The organism is Weizmannia sp. FSL W8-1119 (assembly GCF_038008605.1).
In the GTDB taxonomy this organism is placed as follows: Bacteria; Bacillota; Bacilli; order Bacillales; family Bacillaceae_C; genus Weizmannia; species Weizmannia coagulans.
Map to the genome: position 1 here is coordinate 1741413 of NZ_JBBOZL010000001.1, position 23602 is coordinate 1765014.

Below are 23602 nucleotides of genomic sequence, written 5' to 3' on the forward strand. Positions count from 1 at the left end.
AGTTTATTCCTTAATAGCCTACTCTAAACCCGTATCATACATTTTTATCACAATTTTTTATTATAGTATACTTGCTTCATTTTGACTATAAATAAATACTGAAAAGCAGAAAAAAATATGCCTCGTTTTTTCAAAAGAAAATTCTAAAAAAAACGGGCGGAAACAAAGACCGTTTTAGCCTGCTTCCCCCGTTTCAAATGGTTTATTTTCATCCGGCCGATGCCGCGAAAAAGGCGCGCGCTCCCCGCGCCTTTGGCCGCTTTTACTTTCTCATTTCATCCATAATAATATTTGCCGTTTCTTCGACCGCTTTATTGGTAACATCGATCACTTTGCAGCCAAGCCGCTCCACTATCTGATTAAAATAATCGAGTTCGTATTTGATGCGCTCAATGGTCGCATAACTTGCCGAACCGTCAAGCCCGAGTGTTTTCAGCCGTTCTTTCCGGATATGATTTAATGTGTCGGGATCAATTTTTAAACCGATACACTTTTTGGAAGGAATACGAAAAAGTTCTTCCGGCGGATCCACTTCCGGCACAATCGGCACATTCGCAACTTTATAGCGGTGATGCGCCAGGTATTGTGAAAGCGGCGTTTTGGATGTACGGGAAACACCGATCAGGACAATATCCGCCCGGACAATGCCGCGCGGATCCCGGCCGTCATCATATTTCACCGCAAATTCGATCGCTTCCACCTTTTTAAAATAAGCTTCGTCCAATTTTCTGACGAGACCCGGTTCATAGAGCGGTTTGGATTCATACAATTCGAGCAGCCGGTCCATGAGAGGTCCCATTAAATCGACAGCAGCAAGGCCGTGTTTTACGGCTTGGTCATTCATGTATTTTCGCATTTCCGGCTTCACAAGCGTATAAACGATCATGCCGTAATTCATGGATGCAAGCGAAACCACTTCATCAATATGGATCGTATCTTCCACATACGGGAAGCGTTTTAATTCTGCGTCCTGGTTTTCAAACTGGCTGATGGCCGCCTTTGTGACGAGCTCCGCCGTCTCTCCGACCGAGTCTGAAACAATGTAAATATGGGGTTTTGCCAAAAGTGATCACTTCCTTTTTAATCGCCGTCTGCAAGCTCAACGAATGCTTTCGTGATATTCGTTTTCGTTATCCGTCCGGTCACTTCAAGCCCGGTTTCTGTTTCTTTCACAACCGGCACCGAGTCAATTTGTTTTTCAATCAGTTTTTTTGCCACATCAATCAGAAGATCATCTTTTTTGCAGCAGGTAATATTCGGCATTCTTGTCATAATGATATGCACCGGCAATGCGGATAAGTCTTTGTTTCCAAGGCTTGCCCGCAACAAATCTTTCCGCGACAGAACACCGGTCAGATGGGATGCATTGTCGACGACATAAAGCGTGCCGACATCTTCAAGAAAAACCGTTACGATGGCATCGTACACGGACATATTCTCGTTAACCACGACCGGCAGAGACTGGTAATCTTTTACGTAAATATGTTTTAAATTTTCCGTAAGAAGCTGCGTGCTCGTTTTTCCGGTATAAAAATAGCCGACGCGCGGGCGTGCATCCAAATAACCTGCCATTGTCAAAATAGCAAGATCCGGCCGGAGCGTTGCCCGCGTTAAATTCAGCTTTTCGGCGATGTGCTCGCCTGTAATCGGCCCGTTCGTTTTGACGATCTCGAGAATCTGTTCCTGCCTTTTCGTTAATTCGATCGTAATCACCGCCTTCATTCACACAACCATGCAAGACAATAGTATAACACGTTTACAGGAATCTGTCCTTATCTGCCATCATTATACATCAAAATGCCATTGATATTTCGGAAGACAGCTGCGTATACTCAGGTAGCGGGTCATGCATTTTACGGCCAGGCAAAAACAGTTTGAAACCAAACCGCGGGCCGTGCATGATGCATCATCCAGCCCTGGGCAGAAAGGAGAGCCCTCCTTTTCCCTTCTATACGGGGAAACCTTATGCATTGTCCGGCCCAAGCTTTTTTTCAAGCGCCTCTATCTGGCTGAGAAACCGGCCGGCTTTCAATTGCAGGCCGGTATATTCATCATAATACATGGAAATGGCCGTTCTCAGTTCTTTTTTTGTCGAGTCTTTGACAGAAATGCTACCGAGCCGGTTGATGTCCAGAAAATAAAAAAGCCGGAGCAGGCGGATAACCGGCTGTGGCAACGGAAGCCGGTACGGGTCGCGCGCAAAACAGCGGTGGCAAAGAAGGCCATTTTCCCGGATGGAAAACGCAAAGGGCCCTTCCGTGTTTCCGCATACCGCACATCGGTCCATCGCCGGGTACATGCCGAGCACATTCAGCATCTTCATTTCAAAGATATCCCTGATAATTTCCGGGTCATAGCCTTCATCAATATATTCGAGTGTCCGGAGCAAAAGTTCGAACAAAAACGGATTCTTTTTTCTATCTTCAACCGCCCGGCCTAAAAGTTCCACCACATAGGCAGCATACGCCGTTTTAAAAATATCTTCGCGGATATGGCGCATCGGTGAGACGGCCTCTCCCTGCTGAAGGGTGGCAAGGCCGCGCGACGGCTGAAAAAGGAAATTCCCATATGTAAAAACCTGGGAAACCGCAGCCAGCCGGCTGTTCGGCTTTTTGGCTCCGCGCGCCATAAAGCCCAGCTTCCCAAATTCTCTCGTGTAAATATGCAGGATTTTATTGGATTCGCCGTAGTCGGTATTTTTAATGACGATCCCTTCACATTTTTCAAACAACCTCTCCACCTCTTGCCCGGCAGGCAGTGCGGCATATCCTTAAGTAATGGAAAAATCCACATCTGCCGGATCTTCGTCACGTTCATACTGGTCCTGGCGCCGGTCCCTTTCCAGTTCCTTAAAAAGCAGGTACGTATCGATATTGCCGGTATCCGCAAAGACTTTCCAGGTAAATTCTAACATATTCACCACGCCTTTCATGTTGTAGGTCATGAAATTTCATTAAAAGTCTTTAATAGCTTCACCAGGGGACACGCAAACATTCGGGGTAAAATTTACAACCAAAAGCGGGCGCCAAAATCAATATTCGTCTTCCCGGAAACCGAAATCGCGCAGCTGGCTGATTTTATTCCGCCAATCTTTCTGCACTTTTACCCATAATTCCAAATAAACTTGCGACCCGAGCAAATTTTCGATATCAGCCCTTGCTCTTTTGCCGATCTCTTTCAGCATACTTCCCTGCCTGCCGATGATAATCCCCTTTTGGGACGGCCGTTCGACAACGATCGTCGCCATCACGCGGATGACATCCTTGTTCTCCGCCTGCTCCATTTTCTCAATGACAACTGCAATCGAATGCGGCACTTCTTCTCTTGTAAGCTGCAATGCTTTTTCGCGGATCAGTTCCGAAATGATGAACCGTTCCGGATGGTCCGTCACCTGGTCCGCCGGATAATACTGCGGCCCTTCCGGCAAATATTCCTTGATGGCACCGAGCAGCCGGCCGACGTTATTTCCTCCGAGCGCGGAAATCGGGACCACTTCACGGAACGGGTATAAATCTTTGTACTGTTCAATAAAGGCAAGCAAATCATCCGGATGGACGAGGTCAATTTTGTTGATGACCAAAAAAACAGGCGTGCGCACGTGTTTAAGCAGGTCGATAATGTACTCGTCGCCGCGGCCGCGTTTTTCTTCCGCATTGACCATAAATAAAATCAGGTCCACTTCTTTTAATGTGTCCGTGGCTGATTTTACCATGAAGTCGCCAAGCTTATGCTTCGGTTTATGGATGCCAGGTGTATCAATAAAAATCATCTGTGCATCATCAGCTGTGTAAACGCCCTGTATCTTATTCCTTGTGGTCTGCGGCTTATCGCTCATGATGGCGATTTTTTGCCCGACCACCTGGTTGATGAAAGTGGACTTCCCGACATTCGGGCGTCCAATGATAGAAATAAAGCCTGATTTATATGTTGGTTGTTCCATGCAAATCCTCCGTTGAATAAGCGCCCGAAAGCAGCTTTACCATTGTTTCCATATCTTTTCCCCTTACCTATATTTTACTACAAATATGCCCGAAAGTTAAAATGTATTTTTCATTACTTTTGAATATTTTAAAGGTTCGTGAAAAATTTGTCGACTCGTGGCGTGTTTGCACTGATTTTAGCGTCACTTGCATGCCATGGCCGTTTTCAAGCAATGCGATTACCTTTATTTTAGCGCAACGGCCTGCGCCTTTCAAATTGCGGCAGATCCCGTTGGCGCCCCTAACTCCCCTAACTGTACGGCAGCCCGGCCGGATCCGCCATCTGCTTTTTCAGGCGGGGAGAAGCGGGCCATAAAAAAGAAGCCGCATTAAAAAGCCGCTCCCTGGAATACATGCCCTAATTTTGGAAGAAATACGATGCAGCCGATAATGGCCGCAAGCACGGCCCACATCAGGACCGCCGCCGCCGCTGCATCTTTCGCAAGCTTGGCAAGCGGGTGGTATTTATGCCCCACGGTAAGGTCAACCGCCCGCTCAATTGCTGTGTTCATCAGCTCCATTGCAATCACGCCGAAAATGGAAAATAAAATGGCGATCCACTCTGTTTTGGAAAGGGAGAAGAAAAATCCGAGCAGACAAGCGCATAACGCCGCCAGAAGATGAAAACGGAAATTCCGTTCCTGCCGGATGGTTGCAAACAGCCCCTCCACAGCCGGCCGGAAAGGGGTGCGGTATTTCGGGATTTTTTTATCGTTTAAGTCCATAGCGATCGAGGATCTCGTTTTGGCGCCCGAACATTTCCGTTTCATCTTCTTTTGTCATATGGTCATAGCCGAGCAGGTGAAGAAATCCGTGAACCGCCAAAAAGCCGAGTTCCCTTTCAAACGAATGCCCGTACTCTCCTGCCTGCTCCCTTGCCCGCGGCACGGAAATGATAATATCCCCGAGCACGCGTGGCATTTCTGCACCGGTAATTTCGATCTCCCCTTCCCCCATTTCTTCAAGCGCGAACGAAATGACATCGGTCGGCTGGTCTTTGCCGCGGTAATCGCGGTTGATTTCGCGGATCCCTTCATTATCCGTAAAAGTTACCGACAACTCGGTGCCGTCCTCCACCCCTTCCTGCCGGGCTGCATAATCGAGCAATGTCCGGACAAGCTCGAGATGCTCCGCTTTCAGCTCATTTGTTTCATCCATCATATCGAGTGATAATGTCATGTCAGCCATCCTTTTTCGTTATTTTTACGGGATACCCTTATTTCGGATACTGGATCCTTGAATGAAAGATGCCATTAAGCGTCTCGCAAAGCGTGCGTTTAACGGTCTCCAGTTCTTTCAGGGTAATGTCACATTCATTAAATTGCCCATCCATAATGCGCCCTTGCACGATATTGCCGACTAAATTTTGAATGTCATCGGGCGTCGGATGGTTCATGGACCGGGCAGCCGCTTCCACGCTGTCCGCAATGTTGATGACAGCCGCTTCTTTCGTCTGCGGCTTCGGGCCCGGGTAACGGAACGCTTCTTCTTTCACATCCGGGTTTTGCGCTTTTGCTTTATGGTAAAAATACTTCAGCAAAGTCGTGCCGTGATGCTGTTCGGCAATATCCGAAAAAGCTTTCGGCAGCTTATATTTTTTCAATGTTTCTGCCCCGTCTTTTGCATGGGCAATGATAATATCCCTGCTTGTTTCAGGCGAAAGGCGGTCATGCGGATTCGGGATATTCAGCTGATTTTCGATAAAAAAATGCGGCCGTTTTGTTTTCCCAATATCATGATAATAGCTGCCGACCCTGGCAAGGAGGCCATTCGCCCCGATCGCTTCACAAGCCGCTTCGGCAAGATTGGCAACCATCAGGCTATGGTGATACGTGCCCGGTGCTTCCGTCAAAATCTTCTTCAAAAGCGGGTGGTTCGGATTGGACAGCTCCACAAGGCGGATCGGCGACAAAATGCCGAACGCCGCTTCAAAAAACGGCTGCAGCCCCATCACAAGCACGGCGGACAAAATGCCGGAAAGAAACGCAAATGAAAGGGTATATAAAAAGTCCATCTTTACGATCTGGCCGGCATTCAAAAAATAGATGGCACCTACCGCAAGCACATTCAATAGCGCTGCAAAAATCCCGGTTTTAAACAAACGCGCGCGCTCCGGCCGTTTCGGCAAAAGCAAAATGCCCCCTGTCCCTGTAATAAGCGCGTATACAACCATCTCGGCGTTAAATGTATCTGCAATGTCACCGTGAAATTCGATGCTCGCACAAGCGGCAAGCAGGGCTGAAAGCAAAAAGGCGGAACGGTCCCTGAGCAAAATCCGGGCGAGCAGCGGCGCCATTGCAGCCGGATAGGCGTACTCGATGCCCGGAATCTCAAGATGGGTCAAGATCCCTGCCAGCTTCATTAACGCAAGGGCAATGACAAGAATCAGGCCGGCCATGACAAGCCGGTTTTGCTTTTCTTCTTCCGTTGCGCGCATCCGGCTCGTATAGAGGTACAAAACGCCGGATGCAAAAACGGCAAATAAAGCCAATCCGATATACGGCTTAACCGATCCGCTGCTTTTTAACAGTCCGAGCAGCTGGAGTTCGCGGTAAGTTTCCCGGTCGATCAGATGCCCTTCCTGGACGATGACCTGCCCCTGCAGGATTTTCACCGGTTCAACGTTATCCATCGCCTGCTGCCTTCTTTTTTCCGTCTGCTTTGCATCATACACATAATTGGGCACGATCGCATATTGGCCAAGCTCGGACGCAGCATTCCGGATGCTTGTCTTCAACCCTGACTTTTCGATTTGCGAGGCCACCCGGCTTTTGGCTTCTGCCGCATTGTTTTCTGTCACTTTTTGGCTGAGCGCCTCATTGACATTTGTTTCGACAATGTGCCTTGCCGCTTTCAATTCATCCGGGGAAGCGGACAAAAGCGCGCGAAAACTTGTGTCGGAAATAGAGCCGGTCACATTGCCGGACACATTTTCAGACAATATTTCCTTCAATTTTGCCAGCTTCTCTTCCTGCAGCCCGCTGCTGTTTTTTCCGTCATGTTTTTTATTTTTATATTCCGCGTTCACTTCTTCTGCGACATCAAAAATCGAATCCATTAGCGAAACTCGGTTTTGTGCCAGGCCGCTGTCAAACGTATAGACTTTCGCAACACTAGCGGCCGCCAGCTGTTTTTCTTCTTTTGTTTTTTCTTCGTCGATGACCGTTTTCGGAGAACGGATCGTATTGTTCGCAACTGAAAACAGTTTGATATCATACGTCTGGGGCCTAATGTTCGGATAAAAAATGCCGAATAAAATAAGGGACAGTAAAAACAGGATCACGAATGTAAACCATTTAAAGCTTAACATCATCCGCAACCTGCCCATTTGCCCGGGAATTTTCATTTGCTTTTCATACACCGCCTTTTGCAATCGCTCTTAACGGTTCCATCATATCAGTTTTCCGGCAAAAATGCATGGCAAAACAACCCGGGTGCCACGGCCCGGGTTATGCGTTTTGATAAGCTTCGATAATTTTCGCAACAAGCGGGTGGCGGACGACATCGCTTTCTTCCAGATAGACGAACGAAATGCCGCGGACTTTCTCCAGCACTCTTTCAGCTGTCAAAAGGCCGGATTCCGCGCCTTTTGGCAGGTCAATCTGCGTTCTGTCCCCTGTAATCACCATTTTGGAGTGAAAACCGAGGCGGGTCAGAAACATTTTCATTTGTGCCTGTGTCGTATTCTGCGCTTCATCGAGAATGACGAACGCATCATCAAGTGTGCGCCCGCGCATATAGGCAAGCGGGGCAATTTCGATTGTTTCCCTTTCAATCAGGCGCTGTGTATGCTCCGCGCCGAGCACATCGTTTAATGCATCATAGAGCGGGCGCAAATACGGATCGACTTTTTCCTTCAAATCCCCCGGCAAAAACCCGAGGCTTTCCCCGGCTTCAACAGCCGGGCGGGTTAAAATAATCCTTTTTACCTCGCCGCTTTTTAAAGCATTCACCGCCATTACAACGGCCAAATACGTTTTTCCCGTTCCGGCCGGGCCGATGCCGAACACAAGGTCATGATGGCGGATCGCCTGGATATAGTCGCGCTGCCCGAATGTCTTGATCCGGATCGCTTTCCCTTTCGCATTCCGGGCAATTTCTTCTTCGTACAGGCTTCCCAAATATTCAAGATGGCCCTTTTTTTCCATTTCGACAGCGTAAAGCACATCGCGCCCGCTGATCGTGATGCCTTTTTTAATCAAACCAAGCAGTTCGGACATGACGGCGATCACCCTTTCCGCCGCATCTTCTTTGCCGCTTGCCTGGATCGTTTCGCCGCGGGTGAGGATATGGACCCCGTAGGCATCCTCGAGCATTTTCAGATGATGGTCGGAAATGCCGAATAAAAGCACTGCTTCGTTTGTATTCTCCAATTGAAGTTTTGCCGTACTTTCTTCTGTCATTCTAAGTCTCCTTGAGCAATTGGTTTTGCGATTGCGATATTTTCTACTACTTCGTAATAAATCATCATTTTTAATGTACCATTGCGAACATGTTCTTGCAAAACATATTCATCCGTAACGGTTGCTTCTTTTGGCAGTTTTTTGCGCAAATCCTGCCTTGCTAATTTTTTTGCTTCTGCTTCAGCCTCTTTTTTGGTATAATTTCTGTCCCGCTCTTCTTTCTCGCGGACCGTTTCCCTGATAAAGCGGACCGGCAATGTCCATTTTAAAAACTTGACCTTTTCTGCTTCTTCCGATGTCCGGTACTGTTTAAAACGGGGGGTCCGGAAGCCCCATATGTGCAGCTTCATCGAGCCGATTCCAATATAATATTTTTGGGCTGCATTGCCGGTATACACTTGAAAACGGGAGGAAAGCGGAAGTTCAACCGCCGTTTTATACCACGTTTTTCCGTATACTTTCCCTTTGGCTGCCACAGGGTATTTTTCTTTATCATTCCCAATGACACCGGAAACAAGCAGCTGGCCTTTTTTGACATACTGGTTAATTTTTACAACCGGCTTGCCTTTTTCAACAAACATATTTTCCACCACCGCTTTCTGTGAAGCGACAAGATGCTGTGGGCCCGGATTTTTCACCGGTTCCGGCATGTTTTTCTCCACAACGGTAAAATGATAGGTTGTCCCGCGCAGCTCCACGCCGACCCATGTCACGTCCGGAAGATTGTTTGTCAGCTTGCGCTGGATGGTTTCAATATCATCGAGAAAAAACTGTGAATGCCCTGTTTGAATGCCCAGTTTGTCCAATTGTTTGCGGATTTCGTGCTCGGTTTTTGGCGTTGCGCCTTTGATCTCCACGCCCCAAACCATGTTGGAAAGCACCGTGATCACGGCAAGAAAGAGAAAAAAGCCGAACAGGAATCCGGCGTTTTTCAGCGTCCTTTTCCATAAAAAAGGAACGCCGCGCCCCCTTAAAAAGCGGACATGCAAATCTTGTCCCCTTACTGCTTTTCTGAGCTGGTGAATGTCTGAAAGGCGCAATTCGAACGTGACGGCCATGGTGCCCTGCCGCCTGACATTCCAAACAGCGAGGCCGGCTCTTGTCAGCTGGTTGATAAAGCGTTCGATCCCTTTTCCCTCAATTTTTACAGCCACCGACCCCTGTAAAAAAGTTACCCAATGATTTTTCAACCAAAGCCACCCCTATCCGTTCAAATACAACACTTCATCTATTTTGCCTTCCAATAAAATTTCTTCGGGCAAGATCGTTTTGATGACAAAAGACCGGCCTTTGATTAAGAGCTGCCCGTTTTTTAAAAGCAGCCGGACTTCTTTATCGGAAAAAGTCAAAAGGCCGCGGTGGTTCTCAACATAAATATGAATTTGGCCGATCATCGTGATTCTCGGAAGGTCCATCATGACATCCTGCGGAAGGTCCATTTTTTGTGACATCCAGTTTTGCAAATGCTGCCGCCATTTTTTCGCCATAAAAAGAACCCCCTTTCATCTCATATTTATGAAATAAAAAAGGGGTTCATCACTTTATTTGCAGTTTTTTTGTCCGAAACGTCCGGGACCGTTTGGAAACCCGTGTTTCCGGTTCAAGGATACGGCAAAGGTGCGGTAAAAAGCACAGCGAAAAGCCGGAAATCATATTGATTTCCGGCTTATATGAGAAAGGTCAGGATAATTGCTGCTGCACAATATTTCTTACAACCGTACCGTCAGCTTTGCCTTTTACTTTCGGCATGACGGCTCCCATAACTTTTCCGAAATCAGCTTTAGACCCGGCATGCACTTCTTCAATGGTCTGCCGGACAATTTCACGCACTTCGTCTTCAGAAAGCTGCTCCGGCAAATATGCGTTCACATATGCCAATTCTTTTTCCGCTTTTTCAACAAGGTCACTGCGACCTGCATTTTTAAATTCCTGGAGGGAGTCTTTCCGTTGCTTCACTTCGCGAGAAAGGACTGTCAACTCTTCATCATTCGTCAAACCGTCTTTTCCGAGCCTGATCGCTTCGTTTTGAACAGCTGCCTTAAGCATACGAATTACGGAGAGTCTTTCTTTATCTTTGTTCTTCATCGCTTGCTTCATATCGCTATTTAAACGCTCGAGAAGACTCATCATTCCACCCTCTCTTACCACTTACGTTTTCTAGCAGCTTCTGATTTCTTTTTGCGTCTTACGCTTGGTTTTTCATAAAATTCGCGCTTTCTGTATTCCTGTAAAGTTCCGGTTTTCGAAACAGTACGTTTAAAGCGGCGAAGCGCATCATCAAGCGACTCGTTTTTTCGAACGACAGTTTTAGACATTTCTTTCCCTCCCTCCGAACACAAACGGTTACATGTCAGGTTGAGCAACCCGTGCACATTATTATTATATAATATCCTCCATAACCGGTCAACATTTGCGCCTTGTCTTTCGTGATTTGGCTTTTGCCTTATTTGCCCCGCCTGTTCCTCCTTTTGGTATAATAGAGATCAAAGATGGATGGAAACGATTGGAGGGAGACGATGGAACAACAGGAAACGGCACATATCATTGTTTCAGGAAGGGTACAGGGCGTCGGCTTCCGCTACCACACCCAATTTTTGGCAAAGCAATACAATATATGCGGGTGGGTCCGCAACAAAGACGATGGCACTGTCGAAGTGATGGCACAAGGCGGGAAAAAAGAGATGGAACAATTTATCCGCGGGCTGAAAAAAGGGCCGTCGCGCTTTGCAAAAGTAACCGGAATGGATATTGACTATTTACAGCAGCAAGAACAGTACCGTGATTTTCGTGTGTTGTATTAAATGGATTTTCCAAATAATAAAAAGGCATGTTCGATCCCCCCTTTCCATATGATCATAAGGGGGGAAGGACATGCTTTATTTACTTTCATTTCTTTTGTTGACGGTGACATTTTTATTCGGCATTCACAGGCTGCGGGCCGGGCTGTTTGCCTTATCCGGCGGCCATGCCGGAAATGCGCTGAAAAAACTGGCAGGCAGGCCGCTGTCCGCCATGCTGTTCGGGATGGTTTTGACGGCGCTTTTGCAAAGCAGCTCCGCCGTGATGGTCATCACTGTCGGGCTCGTTTCTGCCGGAATGCTGACGTTTTCGCAATCGATCGGAATCATTTTGGGCACGAATATTGGCACGACTTTCACGCTCGAATTGCTGACTTTCGACTTCTCCTCTTTGAGCCTGCCTTTTTTGGGGGCAGGGGCAGTGTTCTATTTTTTCGGAAAAGGCCGCGTCAAAAGCGCCGGTATTATTCTGTTCGGCCTCTCGCTTGTGTTCGGGGCAATGCGCGGATTTGAGGAGCTTGCCGTGCCGGTATCAAAAACCGCTTTTGTCCAGCATTTGTTTACCGTTTTAAATACCCACCTCTTGTCCGCTTTCTTACTCGGAATCTTGCTTTCTGCAGCGATCCAGTCCAGCACCGTGACGATCGGGATGGCGATGGGTTTTCTTGCAGCCGGGGTATTCCCGCTTGAAACCGGAATTAGCATCATGCTCGGGGCCAATATCGGGACATGCATCACCGGGCTTCTGGCCAGCATCGGGGCCGGAGAGGAAGCAAGGCTGACGGCATTTACCCATGTCTGGCTGAATGCCGGAGGGGCGCTTGTTTTTTTGCCTTTCCTGTATGTGCTCGCGGACACTTGCCGAATGCTGTCGGCTAATCCGGAACAACAGCTTGCCCATGCAAGCCTATTGTTTAATCTTCTATCCTCACTGGCTGTTTTGCCATTTTCCGAAAGATTCGGCCGGTTTATCATCGCTTTGCACGGAAAAAAATAAAACAACCGGGCTAAAAGCCCGGTTGTTTTTGCCATGTGCTTCAAAGGGCGGGCATTTTATCCGGAAACTGCCCTGGCCTCTTCAATGCCATTATGCGGCACTTTTTTCCTATTATGGGGCTGCCTTTTATCAGGCGCGCTTTTTCCGGGCAAACACGCCATCCGGTTTTTGCGTTACATGGCTTCATTTACGGCCGGCATGACGTCGTCCATCACTCTGACGAACTGTGCTTCATTATATGGATACCCAGCTTTTGTGATTTTCACTTTGACGAGTTTTCCAACCATATCCGGGGTGGCCGGGAAAACGACTTTCAGGTAATTATCGGTATAGCCTTCGTACAGCCCGCTTTCCGGATCTTCTTTGAACGGCTCTTCCGGAATGACTTCAAGCACCTCATTTTCAAATTGGGATGCGTATTCTTTTGCCAGCTGGTCGCTTAATGCGATCATGCGGTGGACACGTTCATTTTTGATTTCTTCATCAATCTGGTCCTTCATTCTGGCAGCAGGCGTACCTGTCCTGGGCGAGTACGGGAAAACATGGAGTTCCGCGAACCGGTGTTCTTTTATGAAATTGTATGTTTCCATAAACTCTTCTTCCGTTTCACCCGGGAAGCCGACGATGACATCAGAAGTCAGTGCAAGGCCCGGCAATGCTTCTTTCAACTTGGTAATCCGTTCCGCGAACTGGTCCATCGTATATTTCCGGCGCATTCTTTTCAGCACCGTATCGGAACCGGACTGGATCGGGACATGCATATGGCGGACAACGACTTTCGAATGTTTAATCACACCAATCACTTCATCCGTCAGCTGGCTGGCTTCAATAGACGAAATGCGGACGCGTTTCAGCCCCTGCACTTTTTCTTCCAGGTCCCGAAGCAGCATCGCAAGATTGTAATCTTTTAAATCCTGGCCGTATCCGCCTGTATGAATGCCGGTTAAAACCAGTTCTTTATAGCCTGCATCGACAAGCTGCTGGGCTTGCGCGATGACCTTTTCAGGATCCCTTGACCGCATCAGGCCGCGCGCCCACGGGATGATGCAAAACGTGCAGAAATTGTTGCAGCCTTCCTGGATTTTCAGGGAAGCCCGGTGCCGGTCGGTAAAATACGGCACTTCCATTTCTTCATACACACGGTTTTTCATAATATTTTTGACAGCATTGACCGGTTTGCGCTCTTTCAAATACTGTTCAATATACCCAAGCATTTTGGTGCGGTCCTGTGTGCCGACAACGACATCGACACCGGGAATTTCGAGGATCTCGCCCGGCGATGTCTGCGCATAACAGCCGGTCACACAAACTACGGCATCCGGATTTTGCCGGACTGCCCGGCGGATGACCTGACGGCTCTTTTTGTCTCCTGTATTGGTGACCGTGCAAGTATTGATCACGTAGACATCGGCATTCGTTTCAAAGTCGGTTCTTTCATAGCCCGCTTGTTTAAACAGCTGCCAAATGGCTTCAGTCTCATAATGGTTCACTTTGCATCCTAATGTATGGAATGCTACGGTTGACATCCTCTTCACCTCATTAATTCAAAATGGTAACTTATGGCAGAAAGTACATATAACGGCGCCGTCTCCGCCCGCAAAATGCGCGGGCCTAAGCTGCAGGATACGAATCCGGCTGCTTCAAGCCTGCGGATTTCATCAAGGGATAGGCCCCCTTCCGGCCCGAAAACGGCCAGTACATTGCCGCCTTCCGATATGTTCGACAATACTTCCGCAAACCGGTGCCGTTCCCCTTCTTTTGCATTTTCTTCAAAAGCAACCAGCTTATATTGATATGTATGGCTTTCTTCGATCAGCTGCTGGAAAGAAACAGGGGGGCTGATTTCGGGCAAGTGGCTGCGGTGCGACTGTTCTGCGGCTTCCCGGGCAATCTTTTGCCAGCGTTCGCGTTTTTTTGCTTCTTTCTTTGTGTCCCATTTTACAACGGATCTTTCCGCAATGAAAGGCAAAAAATGAAAGGCACCCAGCTCGGTTCCCTTTTGGATGATCCATTCCAGTTTATCCGCTTTCGGAAGGCCGCATGATACAGTAACATGGACCGGAAGCTCTTTTACGGCGGTTTCCCATCCGGTAATCCGGGCCATAACGGCATCGCCTGTGATTTCCCCGATTTCGCAAATGCACACTTTTTCATCTGAAAATACACCATAAAAGCGGCTTCCGGCGGACATTCTCATGACGCGCGCGATATGATGGTAATTTTCGCCGTCCAGGCGGATTTCCTGCTCCCCCCGATACGGCCGGTTTAAAAAATAACGCTGCATGGCCTCTCACCCGCGCTTTGCCATGAGCGCAACCCAGTCTTCCATGACCATCGTTTCTTCAATCGTGAAGCCGGAAGAAGTGAGCGCATCCACGACAAGGTCCTTTTTTTGCCGAATGATGCCGGAAGCAATAAAACGGCCGCCCGGTTTGACATGCCCGAATGCCTCTTCAGCAAAACGGGCGATCACTTCAGCAAGAATATTGGCCACCATCACATCGGCTTGCCCGCTTACGCCTTTCAACAAATCATTTTGTTTGACAGTTACCCGGTTTTGGACTTTATTGAGTTTCACATTGAGCGTAGCCGCACGGACCGCCACCTCGTCCAGATCAAGCGCAAGCACCCGCCCTGCTCCGAGCAGGGCGCTGGCAATGCTTAACACGCCGGAACCGGTGCCGACATCAATGACCGTGTCGCCCGGTTTTACCGTCCGTTCTAATGCCTGGATGCACATGACCGTGGTCGGATGGGTACCGGTGCCGAACGCCATGCCGGGGTCCAATTCAATGATCAGCTCATCGCTTGATACCGGCTCATAGTTTTCCCACGTCGGCACAATCGTAAATTTTTCGGATATTTTCACGGGATTGTAGTATTTTTTCCATGCCGTTGCCCATTCTTCTTCATGCACTTCGCTGATCGTCACCTTGTTCGGGCCGATATCAATATCAAAAGTGGCCAGATTGGTAATCGCCTGTTTGATTTCCTCGACGGTTTCACCTAAAAAGCTGTTTACGGGCAGGTACGCTTTAATGATGACTCCTTCTTCCGGAAAATCGTCCGGATCCAGTTCATAAATTTCACCGAACCGGTCGTCATGCTCTTTCAGCAGCTCATCCGAGTCCTCGATCACAATCCCGCCGGCGCCCGCTTCATACAAAATATTCGAAATCGGCTCCACCGCTTCGTTCGTGGTGTGGATCATAATTTCCGACCATTTCATGAACGCCTCACTCCATTCCTGTTTAGTCCCCTTTAAATGCCCGTTTCATTTTGTCAAAAAAATTGCTGCTTTGTTCATCCGGGACCTCTCCACTCGCTTCGGCGAATTCGCGCAAAAGTTGTTTTTGCCGTTCGGTAAGCTTCCTTGGGGTGACAATTCTCGCGATGACATGCTGGTCGCCGGTGCCGTGCCCGTGGACATTCGGCACGCCTTTCCCGCGCAGCCTGAATTTTGTGCCGGATTGTGTGCCGGCCGGAATTTTCAATTTTACTTTCCCGTGCAACGTCGGCACTTCGATTTCATCGCCTAAAGCAGCCTGGGTAAAAGTAATCGGGATTTCGCAGTAGATGTCGTCGCCGTCCCGTTCGAACAGTTCATGCGGCCGGACGTGGAAAATGATGTACAGGTCGCCGGCCGGTCCGCCGTTTATGCCCGGTTCGCCCTGGCCTGCAACGCGGAGCTGCTGCCCGTCGTCGATGCCGGCCGGAATTTTGACATGAATTTTGCGGCGTTTTTTCACTCTTCCGGTACCGCCGCAAGTTTTGCATTTGTCTGTAATGATCTTGCCGGTACCGCCGCAGTAATGGCATACCCTGCGGTTCACAATCCGGCCGAACGGTGTCTGTTGCTCAGTATTGAGCTGTCCGGTTCCGTGACAGTGCGGGCATTCTTTCGGATGCGTCCCCGGTTTTGCCCCGGTTCCGTGGCAGGTATCACAAGTTTCCTCGCGCGGAATCTGGATGTCCGTCTCTTTCCCGAAAACCGCCTCCTCAAATTCAAGCGTCATCGTATATTGCAAATCAGCCCCCTGCCTTGGCGCATTCGGGTCATTTCTTCTGCCGCCGCCAAAGAATGTGCTGAAAATATCTTCGAAACCGAAACTGTCAAAATCAGAGCTGCTGAATCCGCCAAAACCGTTTCCGCCCCCGAAGCCCTGGTTCGGCCCTGCATGCCCGAACTGGTCATATTGGGCGCGTTTCTGGTCATCGCTCAACACTTCGTACGCTTCCTGGATTTCCTTGAATTTTTCTGCAGCATCAGGCGCTTTGTTAATATCCGGGTGGTATTTTTTGGAAAGCTTGCGGTACGCTTTTTTTATCTCGTCTTTCGATGCATCTTTCGCGACGCCCAACACTTCATAGTAATCCCGTTTACTCATTTCTTCTCACTCCCGAAACGTTCACATAAAGGTAATTGTAGCATTCGCATAAGAAAAAAGTCAAAGCCGAGAATAGACCAGACTTTGACTTTTTTCCTGGCTCATTGAAAAATGGCCATATTGTTTTATCGTTATTTTTTATTATCATCGACTTCTTCAAAATCAGCGTCGACAACATTGTCATCCTTTTTTCCGTCTCCCCCGGCATCCGTATTTTGCTGCTGTTGTGCTGCCTGCTGATACAGCTTGACGGACAAGTCCTGCACGATTTCCTGCAGCGCATCTTTTTTCTGCCTCATTTCATTGAGATCATTTTTCTCAATGGCCGCTTTTAATTCGTCCTTTGCTTTTTCAGCTTTGGAAATTTCAGATGCGTCCACTTTACCTTCCAGTTCTTTTAATGTTTTTTCAGCAGTGAATACAAGCTGGTCGGCTTCATTGCGGAGTTCCGCTTCTTCTTTGCGTTTCTTGTCTTTTTCTGCGTTAGCTTCCGCTTCTTTTACCATCCGTTCGATTTCTTCATCGGACAAAGTGGTGGACGATTTGATCGTAATCTTTTGCTGTTTGCCGGTGCCAAGGTCTTTTGCGCTGACATTGACAATCCCGTTTTTATCAATATCAAACGTAACTTCAATTTGCGGAATGCCGCGCGGTGCCGGCGGAATATCGGTCAATTGGAAACGGCCGAGCGTTTTGTTGTCGGCAGCCATCGGGCGTTCGCCCTGCAGGACATGAATGTCAACGGCTGTCTGGTTATCCGCTGCAGTTGAAAAGATTTGCGATTTTGAAGTTGGGATCGTTGTATTGCGCTCAATCAATTTCGTGAACACGCCGCCCATTGTTTCAATTCCGAGCGACAGCGGCGTAACGTCGAGGAGCACGACGTCTTTCACATCCCCCGTCAATACCCCGCCCTGGATTGCGGCACCCATTGCTACAACTTCATCCGGGTTGACGCCTTTATGCGGTTCTTTCCCGATTTCTTTGCGGATCGCTTCCTGAACGGCCGGAATCCGGGTTGAGCCGCCGACCAGGATGACTTTATCGATGTCATTCGCTGTAAGCCCTGCATCCTGCAATGCCTGGCGTGTCGGGCCCATTGTCCGTTCAACAAGGTCTGCCGTCAGTTCGTCGAATTTCGCACGGGTTAACGTCATTTCCAGGTGGAGCGGGCCTGATTCCCCTGCCGTAATAAACGGCAGCGATATTTGGGTGGAAGTGACCCCTGACAAGTCTTTTTTCGCTTTTTCAGCCGCATCTTTTAAACGCTGGAGCGCCATTTTGTCTTTCGACAGGTCGATGCCGTGTTCTTTCTTAAATTCACTGACAAGGTAATCGATGATCGCCTGGTCGAAGTCGTCGCCGCCGAGATGGTTGTCGCCGGCAGTTGCGTTCACTTCAAAGACGCCGTCGCCGAGTTCAAGGATGGAGACGTCAAACGTACCGCCACCAAGGTCAAATACAAGGATGGTCTGGTCCTCATCCGTTTTGTCAAGGCCGTATGCCAGCGCTGCAGCAGTCGGTTCGTTGATAATCCGTTCGACTTCAAGCCCGGCAATTTTCCCGGCGTCTTTTGTTGCCTGGCGCTGGGCATCATTGAAATAAGCAGGGACCGTAATGACCGCTTTTTCGACTTTTTCGCCCAGATAATCTTCCGCATATGATTTCAAGTATTGCAGAATCATGGCGGAAATTTCCTGCGGCGTATATTCTTTTCCTTCCGCTTTGACTTTGTGTGTCGTGCCCATATGGCGTTTGATCGAAATGATCGTATTCGGATTTGTGATCGCCTGGCGTTTTGCGACTTCCCCTACCAGGCGTTCCCCGTTTTTAAAAGCGACAACAGACGGCGTTGTCCTGCCTCCTTCCGGGTTCGGAATGACTTTCGGTTCGCCGCCTTCCAGAACTGCGACACATGAGTTCGTCGTACCTAAGTCAATGCCGATAATTTTGCTCATGATAATACCTCCCTTAAAAATTATGTAAAGCGCGTTACTCGTTCACTTTCACCATGGACGGGCGGATCACCCTGTCTTTTAACATATACCCTTTTTGGAATTCCTCAATCACAACGTTGGACGCAGTGCCTTCTTCCTGCCCCTGCATGATCGCCTGGTGATAGCGCGGGTCGAATTCTTTCCCAATTGCTTCAATCGGTTCTGCGCCTTCTTTTTTCAGCGCCTCCAAAATGCTGCGGTAGACCATTTCCATCCCGTCCAGCAACTGGGCCGTATGTTCGTTTCTTTCAGCCATGGACAGTGCGCGTTCAAAATTGTCAAGCGCCGGCAGCAGGTTCACAATCAGATCCTGTGCTCTGTATTTCTCGGCTGCTTCACGGTCCAGATTCACGCGGCGCCTGTAATTATCAAAATCTGCGCGCAGGCGGAGATAGCGGTTTTCAGCCTGTTCGAGCTCATTCCGCAATTTCTCAATCTCCTCTTTTGCTTTTTCCAGTTCTTCAGCGGCATTTTCTGTTTCAGACTTCTCCGCCGTTCCAGCTTCATTGCCTTCGCCCTCCGGCGCCGCCTGCGGATTTTCCGTATCTTTTTCTTCCGCAAAAATGGATTCAATTTGTCCTTCTTTCACTTCATCCGAAGCCCGTTTTTGTTCGTCTTTCACTTCTTCTGAAGCGCGTTTGTTTTGTTCTTCTGCCATGAGCGTTCACCCCCTTTAAAATGAGACAGGCATAAAAAAGCCCAGTAAGAAAGGACTTAAAGCATGTACCCACGCTTTAAGCCTCCCTACCCAATATGCCCGTATTGCCTATCTGTCATACAATTTCGTCAAGGCGTTGGTCATATCATGGCTCAAGAAATCCACTATGCTGATGACACGTGAATATTCCATGCGCGTAGGGCCCAAAATTGCAATTTTGCCGACCGGCTGGTCACCGATCGAATAGGTGGCTGTAATCATGCTGCAATCTACCATCTCGGAAATCTGGTTTTCTCTCCCGATTTTTACGTGAATGCCACTCGGCACGCGTTTGACCAAGTCATAAAAACTGTCTTCCCGTTCTATCATATCAAGAAGGGGCCGGACTTTCTCGAGGTCATGGAACTCCGGCTGGTTCAAAATATTGGCTTTCCCGCCGACAAAAAGTTTATCATGCCGGTTTTCGTTAAACATGCTGATCACGGTCTTCAGGATCGATTCATAGTTTTCAGTATGGCTGCGCAAAATGTCAGCGACTTCCTTATATATTTTATCCTCTAAATCCGGAATCGGCACATTGGCCAGCCGTTCGTTAAAAATATTGACCATTTTTTCCAGCTCGCCCGGGCGGAATCCTTCCGGCAGCGAAACCGTCTTGTTCTCCACGCGGCCGGTATCGGTAATCATAATGGCAACCGCCGTTTTTTCATTCAGCGGGACGATCTGCATATTTTTCAGTTTCGTATCTTTGACTTCCGGGCCAAGCAGAATCGCCGTGTAATTCGTCATTTCGGAAAGAATTTGGGCGGACTTTTTCACAAGCTCTTCCATTTCATCTATTTTTTCGGCAAAAATCGAATGAAGCTGCCAAATGTCTGCCGGTTCCAGTTTTTGTGGCGACAGAAGGTGATCGACATAATAACGGTACCCTTTTTCAGAAGGCACCCTGCCGGATGACGTATGTGTTTTTTCAATAAACCCGAGTTCCTCAAGATCCGCCATTTCATTCCGGATCGTAGCGGAACTGAAGGAAATGCCGTTTTTCTTGGAAAGCGTCCTAGAGCCTACCGGCTGGGCGGAACGAATAAAGTCATCAATGATCACTTGCAAAATCAACAGCTGACGATCAGTTAACAACTTCCATCACCCCTGTTAGCACTCCATATAAACGAGTGCTAATTTATATAAATAAATTAACAAAATCCCCTGTTGTTGTCAATATATTTACTTTGCCCGTCAACTGAGGAGAAAAGCTTCAAAGACTTCATTGCCGAGAAAACGCCCTTCCCTTGTCAGCCGGAGAAAACCGCCCTTTTCTTCAAGAAGCCCGCGTTCTGTCATTTCTTTGATCGCGCCTGCAAAAACCTCCTTCATATCCGCCCCGAATTTTTCACGGAAATGGCGGAAACGGACGCCTTCGTTTTTTCTGAGCCCGAGAAACATTTCTTCTTCCATTTTTTCTTTTTTTGTCTCTGTATGTTTTTCCATGACAGGGAGGCACCCGTCCCGAAGCATGCCGATATATTTCTTCAATGCGCCGTAATTGGACAGACGGACACCCTTTTCATACCCATGTGCGCCGGCGCCGAAACCGAAATATTCTTCATTGTTCCAATAGACGAGATTGTGGCGGCTTTCATAGCCGGGTTTGGCAAAATTGCTGATCTCATACTGTTTCAAGCCGTGCTTTTCCATCTCGTCCATTAACATGCTGTACATATCCGCTTCCGCATCTTGTGACGGCAGGCGGAGTTTTCCTTTCCGCATCAGATTGTAAAAAATCGTCTTTGGCTCAATGATCAGCGAATAACTTGAATAATGCGGCAGCCCCATCGACAAGGCTTCGCCAAGCGTTTCACGGAAATCTTCAAGCGTCTGCCCAGGAAGCGCGAACATCAAATCCATGCTGATATTGGAAAAGCCGATCTTTCTCGCATGACTGATCGTCCGGTGCACATCTTCCCGGCGGTGGGTCCGCCCGATTTTCTCGAGCAGCCGGTCATTGAACGACTGGACGCCGAAACTCAGCCGGTTGACACCGTAATCATGCAGAAGGCGCAGCTTTTCTTCGGACGTTTCCCCAGGGTTGGCTTCAAACGTAAACTCCCCGTCCCCGTCATAAGGCAGAATCGTGCGGATGCCGGCAAGCAGTTTTTCAAGCTGCCGCTCATTCAGCGCTGTCGGGGTGCCGCCCCCGACAAAGACCGTGCTCAGCTTTTCACAAGGGGATTCAGCCGTTTTGATCCGCATTTCTTCCAGCAGCATCTCAATGTATTCATCCACCGGCTGGCCTTTTAATAAAAATTTATTGAAATCGCAGTAATAGCAAATATGTTCGCAAAATGGAACATGGATATATGCGGCTTTCATTCCATCACAACCTTATTTGTTTTCATCACGGGCATGTCCCGGGGAAAAGGAGCGCGCGGACAGCCGCCAATCCGCTCCCTGCCCGCCCCGGTTATTTTTTCGGGGTATCGTCCATCTTCAGCACAGCCATAAACGCTTCCTGCGGGATTTCAACAGAACCGACCTGCTTCATCCTTTTCTTGCCCTCTTTTTGCTTTTCAAGCAGTTTCCGTTTCCGGGAAATGTCCCCGCCGTAACATTTTGAAAGCACGTTTTTGCGCAATGCTTTAATATTGGAACGCGCAATAATTTTCTGGCCGACTGCCGCCTGTACAGGCACTTCAAACTGCTGGCGCGGGATGAGTTCTTTTAATCTTTCGACAATCGTCTTGCCGCGTTCGTACGCAAAGTCGCGGTGGACGATGAAACTGAGGGCGTCCACTTTTTCCCCGTTTAATAAAATATCCATTTTTACGAGATTGGACTGTTTGTAGCCGATCAATTCGTAATCAAAAGAAGCATACCCTTTTGTGCTTGATTTCAGCTGGTCAAAAAAGTCGTATACAATCTCGGAGAGCGGGATTTCATAAATGACATTAACGCGGATATCATCGAGGTACTGCATATCGATAAAATCGCCGCGCTTTGCCTGGGCAATTTCCATCACTGCGCCGACATAATCGTTCGGGACCATAATGGACGCGCGCACGTACGGCTCTTCGATATATTCGATTTTCTGCGGTTCCGGCAAATTCGCCGGGTTATCAACCGTCACTTCACTGCCGTCCGTCAGTTTGGCTTTATAAATGACGCTTGGCGCGGTGGTAATGAGATCAATGTTGAATTCGCGTTCCAGCCGCTCCTGGATGATTTCCATATGCAGGAGCCCGAGAAAACCGCAACGGAAACCGAAACCGAGCGCCTGCGACGTTTCCGGCTCATATTGCAGCGACGAATCATTTAACTCCAGCTTTTCAAGGGCATCCCGCAAATCATTGAATTTCGCGCTGTCTACCGGATACAGGCCGCAGTAAACCATCGGATTCATCCGCCGGTAACCGGGAAGCGCTTCTTTTGCAGGGTTTTCGGCGCCCGTAATCGTATCGCCGACGCGCGTGTCTTTTACATTTTTAATTGATGCCGTTAGAAACCCGACATCACCGACGGTTAATTCGTCTATGTACAACGGTTTCGGGGTGCTTACGCCGAGCGCTGTCACTTCAAATTCCTTGCCGGTTGACATCATTTTAATCTTATCCCCGACTTTGACGGAGCCTTCCATTACACGGATATAGGCAATGACGCCGCGGTACGGATCATACAGCGAGTCAAAAATAAGCGCCTTCAGCGGGGCGTCCGGATCTCCTTCAGGCGCCGGCACTTTTTCGACAACCTGTTCAAGAATATCTTCAATCCCAATCCCGGCTTTAGCGGAAGCAAGAACGGCCTCCGACGCATCAAGGCCGATCACATCCTCTATTTCCTGCTGGACGCGTTCCGGATCGGCGGAAGGCAGGTCAATTTTATTGATGACCGGGATAATTTCAAGATTGTTATCCAGCGCAAGATAAACATTTGCAAGCGTCTGCGCCTCCACCCCCTGCGCGGCATCGACGACGAGTACCGCCCCTTCACAGGCGGCAAGGCTGCGTGACACTTCATATGTAAAGTCTACATGTCCCGGAGTATCAATCAAATGGAGAATGTATTCTTCCCCGTCATTTGCTTTATAGTTCAGCCGGACGGCATTTAATTTAATCGTAATTCCGCGTTCCCGTTCCAGTTCCATCGAATCGAGGAGCTGGTCCTTCATTTCGCGCTTGCTCAGCGCGTGGGTCTTTTCCAGAATGCGGTCGGCCAAAGTCGACTTGCCATGGTCGATATGTGCAATAATGGAAAAGTTGCGGATCCTCCTCTGCCTGTCTAATTTTTCTTCACGGTTCATCATTTACCTTCACTCCTGTATTCGGCACATGTACACTATTTCTGATTATATCAGCAGGAAAGCGCGACTTCAACGAAAAATGATCAG

At 48.5% G+C, this 23602-nt stretch carries 24 protein-coding genes; 2 read left to right on the top strand and 22 right to left on the bottom strand.

What is annotated here, in order from left to right:
* Positions 1-262: 262 nt before the first annotated feature.
* The 13 genes from NSQ19_RS08555 to rpsU all read right to left on the bottom strand — a co-directional run bounded on the left by NSQ19_RS08555 (position 263) and on the right by rpsU (position 10698).
* Positions 263-1063 (bottom strand): pyruvate, water dikinase regulatory protein, encoded by an 801-nt coding sequence (locus NSQ19_RS08555; RefSeq protein WP_041819155.1) that lies wholly within the window; start codon positions 1061-1063, stop codon positions 263-265.
* Positions 1064-1080: 17 nt separating this feature from the next.
* Positions 1081-1722, bottom strand: a complete 642-nt coding sequence (locus tag NSQ19_RS08560) for a helix-turn-helix transcriptional regulator (protein ID WP_013859681.1) — start codon at positions 1720-1722, stop codon at positions 1081-1083.
* A gap of 241 nt (positions 1723-1963) precedes the next feature.
* Positions 1964-2731: a DNA repair protein RecO gene (gene recO, locus NSQ19_RS08565; protein ID WP_340702712.1), complete on the bottom strand. Its 768-nt coding sequence runs from the start codon at positions 2729-2731 to the stop codon at positions 1964-1966.
* A gap of 39 nt (positions 2732-2770) precedes the next feature.
* On the bottom strand, positions 2771-2914 hold the full coding sequence (locus NSQ19_RS08570) for a YqzL family protein (RefSeq protein WP_340702713.1): 144 nt from the start codon (positions 2912-2914) through the stop codon (positions 2771-2773).
* A gap of 117 nt (positions 2915-3031) precedes the next feature.
* Complete coding sequence (era, locus tag NSQ19_RS08575; protein ID WP_013859684.1) at positions 3032-3940, bottom strand: GTPase Era; 909 nt, start codon at positions 3938-3940, stop codon at positions 3032-3034.
* 369 nt (positions 3941-4309) lie between these two features.
* The gene (locus NSQ19_RS08580; protein WP_340702714.1) at positions 4310-4705 is read right to left on the bottom strand and encodes a diacylglycerol kinase family protein; all 396 of its coding nucleotides are present in this window, start codon (positions 4703-4705) and stop codon (positions 4310-4312) included.
* A complete protein-coding gene (gene ybeY / locus NSQ19_RS08585; RefSeq protein ID WP_013859686.1) occupies positions 4689-5159 on the bottom strand; it encodes an rRNA maturation RNase YbeY in 471 nt (156 codons plus the stop codon). The genes NSQ19_RS08580 and ybeY overlap by 17 nt, the downstream gene beginning before the upstream one ends.
* 37 nt (positions 5160-5196) lie before the next feature.
* Positions 5197-7293, bottom strand: a complete 2097-nt coding sequence (locus NSQ19_RS08590) for an HD family phosphohydrolase (RefSeq protein ID WP_340702715.1) — start codon at positions 7291-7293, stop codon at positions 5197-5199.
* A 136-nt stretch (positions 7294-7429) separates the two neighbouring features.
* Positions 7430-8383: a PhoH family protein gene (locus tag NSQ19_RS08595; RefSeq protein WP_013859688.1), complete on the bottom strand. Its 954-nt coding sequence runs from the start codon at positions 8381-8383 to the stop codon at positions 7430-7432.
* Positions 8380-9573, bottom strand: a complete 1194-nt coding sequence (gene yqfD / locus NSQ19_RS08600) for a sporulation protein YqfD (RefSeq protein ID WP_041819158.1) — start codon at positions 9571-9573, stop codon at positions 8380-8382. Before yqfD ends, NSQ19_RS08595 begins: the two co-directional genes overlap by 4 nt.
* Positions 9574-9585: 12 nt before the next feature.
* A complete protein-coding gene (gene yqfC, locus NSQ19_RS08605) occupies positions 9586-9870 on the bottom strand; it encodes a sporulation protein YqfC (protein ID WP_013859690.1) in 285 nt (94 codons plus the stop codon).
* Positions 9871-10063: 193 nt separating this feature from the next.
* Positions 10064-10510 carry a GatB/YqeY domain-containing protein gene (locus NSQ19_RS08610; protein WP_029141283.1) on the bottom strand — a complete coding sequence of 149 codons (447 nt, stop codon included), beginning with the start codon at positions 10508-10510 and terminating at the stop codon, positions 10064-10066.
* A 14-nt stretch (positions 10511-10524) separates the two neighbouring features.
* Positions 10525-10698 (bottom strand): 30S ribosomal protein S21, encoded by a 174-nt coding sequence (gene rpsU, locus NSQ19_RS08615; protein ID WP_017552614.1) that lies wholly within the window; start codon positions 10696-10698, stop codon positions 10525-10527.
* Positions 10699-10899: 201 nt separating this feature from the next.
* Between rpsU and NSQ19_RS08620 the strand changes: the two genes are divergently transcribed.
* Together NSQ19_RS08620 and NSQ19_RS08625 are read left to right on the top strand one after the other, a co-directional pair.
* Entirely contained in the window at positions 10900-11184 is a 285-nt protein-coding gene (locus NSQ19_RS08620; protein ID WP_013859692.1) for an acylphosphatase, read from the top strand.
* Between the two features lie 70 nt (positions 11185-11254).
* Positions 11255-12178, top strand: coding sequence for a Na/Pi symporter (locus NSQ19_RS08625; protein ID WP_237348217.1), 924 nt, complete (start codon positions 11255-11257; stop codon positions 12176-12178).
* A 173-nt stretch (positions 12179-12351) separates the two neighbouring features.
* On the opposite strand, the gene mtaB is transcribed toward NSQ19_RS08625, so the two are convergent.
* The 9 genes from mtaB to lepA all read right to left on the bottom strand — a co-directional run bounded on the left by mtaB (position 12352) and on the right by lepA (position 23515).
* Positions 12352-13704 (bottom strand): tRNA (N(6)-L-threonylcarbamoyladenosine(37)-C(2))-methylthiotransferase MtaB, encoded by a 1353-nt coding sequence (mtaB, locus tag NSQ19_RS08630; RefSeq protein ID WP_013859694.1) that lies wholly within the window; start codon positions 13702-13704, stop codon positions 12352-12354.
* Positions 13705-13709: 5 nt separating this feature from the next.
* Positions 13710-14462 carry a 16S rRNA (uracil(1498)-N(3))-methyltransferase gene (locus tag NSQ19_RS08635; RefSeq protein WP_013859695.1) on the bottom strand — a complete coding sequence of 251 codons (753 nt, stop codon included), beginning with the start codon at positions 14460-14462 and terminating at the stop codon, positions 13710-13712.
* Between the two features lie 6 nt (positions 14463-14468).
* Positions 14469-15407, bottom strand: coding sequence for a 50S ribosomal protein L11 methyltransferase (gene prmA / locus NSQ19_RS08640; protein ID WP_340702716.1), 939 nt, complete (start codon positions 15405-15407; stop codon positions 14469-14471).
* Between the two features lie 22 nt (positions 15408-15429).
* Positions 15430-16566 (bottom strand): molecular chaperone DnaJ, encoded by a 1137-nt coding sequence (dnaJ, locus tag NSQ19_RS08645; RefSeq protein WP_118498202.1) that lies wholly within the window; start codon positions 16564-16566, stop codon positions 15430-15432.
* 131 nt (positions 16567-16697) lie between these two features.
* A complete protein-coding gene (gene dnaK, locus NSQ19_RS08650) occupies positions 16698-18524 on the bottom strand; it encodes a molecular chaperone DnaK (RefSeq protein WP_133536708.1) in 1827 nt (608 codons plus the stop codon).
* A 34-nt stretch (positions 18525-18558) separates the two neighbouring features.
* Positions 18559-19221: a nucleotide exchange factor GrpE gene (gene grpE / locus NSQ19_RS08655; protein ID WP_340702717.1), complete on the bottom strand. Its 663-nt coding sequence runs from the start codon at positions 19219-19221 to the stop codon at positions 18559-18561.
* 108 nt (positions 19222-19329) lie between these two features.
* Entirely contained in the window at positions 19330-20358 is a 1029-nt protein-coding gene (gene hrcA / locus NSQ19_RS08660) for a heat-inducible transcriptional repressor HrcA (RefSeq protein WP_340702718.1), read from the bottom strand.
* 99 nt (positions 20359-20457) lie between these two features.
* The gene (gene hemW / locus NSQ19_RS08665; RefSeq protein WP_118498193.1) at positions 20458-21591 is read right to left on the bottom strand and encodes a radical SAM family heme chaperone HemW; all 1134 of its coding nucleotides are present in this window, start codon (positions 21589-21591) and stop codon (positions 20458-20460) included.
* A 91-nt stretch (positions 21592-21682) separates the two neighbouring features.
* Positions 21683-23515 carry a translation elongation factor 4 gene (gene lepA, locus NSQ19_RS08670; RefSeq protein ID WP_371729402.1) on the bottom strand — a complete coding sequence of 611 codons (1833 nt, stop codon included), beginning with the start codon at positions 23513-23515 and terminating at the stop codon, positions 21683-21685.
* Positions 23516-23602: the final 87 nt, after the last annotated feature.

Coding starts and splice junctions, on each gene's coding strand:
- NSQ19_RS08620 (WP_013859692.1), top strand. CDS start 10,900: ATGGAACAACAGGAAACGGCACATATCATTGTTTCAGGAAGGGTACAG.
- yqfC (WP_013859690.1), bottom strand. CDS start 9,870: ATGGCGAAAAAATGGCGGCAGCATTTGCAAAACTGGATGTCACAAAAA.
- mtaB (WP_013859694.1), bottom strand. CDS start 13,704: ATGTCAACCGTAGCATTCCATACATTAGGATGCAAAGTGAACCATTAT.
- era (WP_013859684.1), bottom strand. CDS start 3,940: ATGGAACAACCAACATATAAATCAGGCTTTATTTCTATCATTGGACGC.
- NSQ19_RS08560 (WP_013859681.1), bottom strand. CDS start 1,722: ATGAAGGCGGTGATTACGATCGAATTAACGAAAAGGCAGGAACAGATT.
- lepA (WP_371729402.1), bottom strand. CDS start 23,515: ATGAACCGTGAAGAAAAATTAGACAGGCAGAGGAGGATCCGCAACTTT.
- ybeY (WP_013859686.1), bottom strand. CDS start 5,159: ATGACATTATCACTCGATATGATGGATGAAACAAATGAGCTGAAAGCG.
- NSQ19_RS08570 (WP_340702713.1), bottom strand. CDS start 2,914: ATGTTAGAATTTACCTGGAAAGTCTTTGCGGATACCGGCAATATCGAT.
- grpE (WP_340702717.1), bottom strand. CDS start 19,221: ATGGCAGAAGAACAAAACAAACGCGCTTCAGAAGAAGTGAAAGACGAA.
- NSQ19_RS08590 (WP_340702715.1), bottom strand. CDS start 7,293: ATGATGTTAAGCTTTAAATGGTTTACATTCGTGATCCTGTTTTTACTG.
- NSQ19_RS08595 (WP_013859688.1), bottom strand. CDS start 8,383: ATGACAGAAGAAAGTACGGCAAAACTTCAATTGGAGAATACAAACGAA.
- NSQ19_RS08625 (WP_237348217.1), top strand. CDS start 11,255: ATGCTTTATTTACTTTCATTTCTTTTGTTGACGGTGACATTTTTATTC.
- NSQ19_RS08580 (WP_340702714.1), bottom strand. CDS start 4,705: ATGGACTTAAACGATAAAAAAATCCCGAAATACCGCACCCCTTTCCGG.
- NSQ19_RS08635 (WP_013859695.1), bottom strand. CDS start 14,462: ATGCAGCGTTATTTTTTAAACCGGCCGTATCGGGGGGAGCAGGAAATC.
- hemW (WP_118498193.1), bottom strand. CDS start 21,591: ATGAAAGCCGCATATATCCATGTTCCATTTTGCGAACATATTTGCTAT.
- prmA (WP_340702716.1), bottom strand. CDS start 15,407: ATGAAATGGTCGGAAATTATGATCCACACCACGAACGAAGCGGTGGAG.
- NSQ19_RS08610 (WP_029141283.1), bottom strand. CDS start 10,510: ATGAGTCTTCTCGAGCGTTTAAATAGCGATATGAAGCAAGCGATGAAG.
- dnaK (WP_133536708.1), bottom strand. CDS start 18,524: ATGAGCAAAATTATCGGCATTGACTTAGGTACGACGAACTCATGTGTC.
- dnaJ (WP_118498202.1), bottom strand. CDS start 16,566: ATGAGTAAACGGGATTACTATGAAGTGTTGGGCGTCGCGAAAGATGCA.
- rpsU (WP_017552614.1), bottom strand. CDS start 10,698: ATGTCTAAAACTGTCGTTCGAAAAAACGAGTCGCTTGATGATGCGCTT.